Genomic DNA, 1,463 nt, shown 5'->3' with positions numbered 1-1,463 from the left:
CTTATTCTTCATCAGTTCTTAACTATCTTTGAAAACAGATGCCGGCTCTAAGCAGTTACTTGCGCCTATTTACACAAAGTATTTTATACTCTCTAGTAAAACGAGCCAAAGATTCCTTATTTGTGACTACCTATTTAGCAACAATGGATAATTCAGTTGGTGGAGTGTTTTCAATTTCAGTTAATTTTGATACGTCGTTTACAAAAACAGTTGATATGCTTTATAGTGATATAAAACAATGTCATAGCTATAGACCTTATTCAAAAGAAATATTAACTGGCGATGACTTTTTTGTGACATTTTATGCAAGCAATAAACTACAAATATTTGGCAGAAAAAAAGCTTCACAAGATCAACTGGCGAAGGTGAATTTTATCGTCAAACAGCTCAATATATATGCCCTTATACCCTATAGTGGTTATGGTAAGCGGTTAAAATATTTAAAAATCGAAAATTGGAATGAATTATTAAAATACTTAAAAAGTGGTAGCGTTGGTAGTATATCAGAATAATTGGATTTAGAAAGAAGCCAGTTCATTCAAGGAGGTCACCGCAGCCTATTTTTTTCATTTCATCCAAGTAACCACTCTTAAAATCTGGTCCTCAACACGACACTCTCATCCCTTTGCCAGAAGGTTATTGGGATAAAAAATAAATATTTATGTATACAATTGCTGAAAATTTTGATAATAATATTCTTATTGGAGAAACAGTTTCTGCAATACGAAAAGACAGCCTATTATCTGAAACAGGCTAAACTACGCCTGCCGGCGAACCTGGAACAAGTTGAATGTGGCGCTTCGCGCAACCTGACCAAACAACAAGTAGCCCTATTGGCTGAAGGGCGATATTTACACCAAGGCGAAAATGCTCTGATCACTGGGGCTACGGAGCTTCCTGGCCTGCGCATTCGGACACCAGGCTTGCAGGGATATAAAACCGTCTACCTTAACATGAACAGGCTGATCGAAAAAGTAACGCTCTCCAAACTGGATGGATCATATATAAAGTTCCTAAATCACCTGGAACGCCAAACGCTCGTTATCCTGGATGATTTTGGCCAGACACCTATGACTCAGGAAATAAGACTTACATTGTTACAACTACTCGAAGATCGGTATAGCAAAAAGAGCATCATAATAACTTCTCAACTGCCGGTCGCCAAATGGTATGAATGATGCCTACTACCAGTACTATGACCATGGACCATTGGCCCGTACGGTATTAGGGGAGCAGCAGGTGCAGGGAGTAAACTATGCCTATAACCTGCAGGGGTGGATGAAGTCGATCAATCCGGCTATCTATGATACTGTTGGGTTTACTTTAAAAGCTGATGGAAGCACTGGTAGTGTAGTAGGGAAAACGGCTTATAATGTAATGCTGAACTACTTTAATGGCGACTATAAGGCCATCAGTGGCGCTGCACCACAGGACGCCTCGATCGATGGAACATTAGGAGGTCA

General features: G+C 39.5%; 3 protein-coding genes. All 3 read left to right on the top strand.

Features of this window, described 5'->3' with window-relative positions; genetic code table 11:
- Nucleotides 1-122 precede the first annotated feature (122 nt).
- Nucleotides 123-512, top strand: coding sequence for a hypothetical protein (locus BMX95_RS34355; RefSeq protein ID WP_133054046.1), 390 nt, complete (start codon nt 123-125; stop codon nt 510-512).
- Between the two features lie 189 nt (nt 513-701).
- Nucleotides 702-1,178 (top strand): ATP-binding protein, encoded by a 477-nt coding sequence (locus tag BMX95_RS34350; RefSeq protein ID WP_165759080.1) that lies wholly within the window; start codon nt 702-704, stop codon nt 1,176-1,178.
- Nucleotides 1,171-1,463, top strand: a 293-nt coding sequence (locus BMX95_RS34345) for a hypothetical protein (protein WP_143067633.1), incomplete at its 3' end; no start/stop codon positions are given. The genes BMX95_RS34350 and BMX95_RS34345, both read left to right, overlap by 8 nt.

Source organism: Niastella yeongjuensis (genome assembly GCF_900110245.1).
Classification (GTDB): Bacteria; Bacteroidota; Bacteroidia; order Chitinophagales; family Chitinophagaceae; genus Niastella; species Niastella yeongjuensis.
Note: the sequence above shows the minus strand (reverse complement) of the source record. Positions and strands in the feature narration are given on the sequence as shown.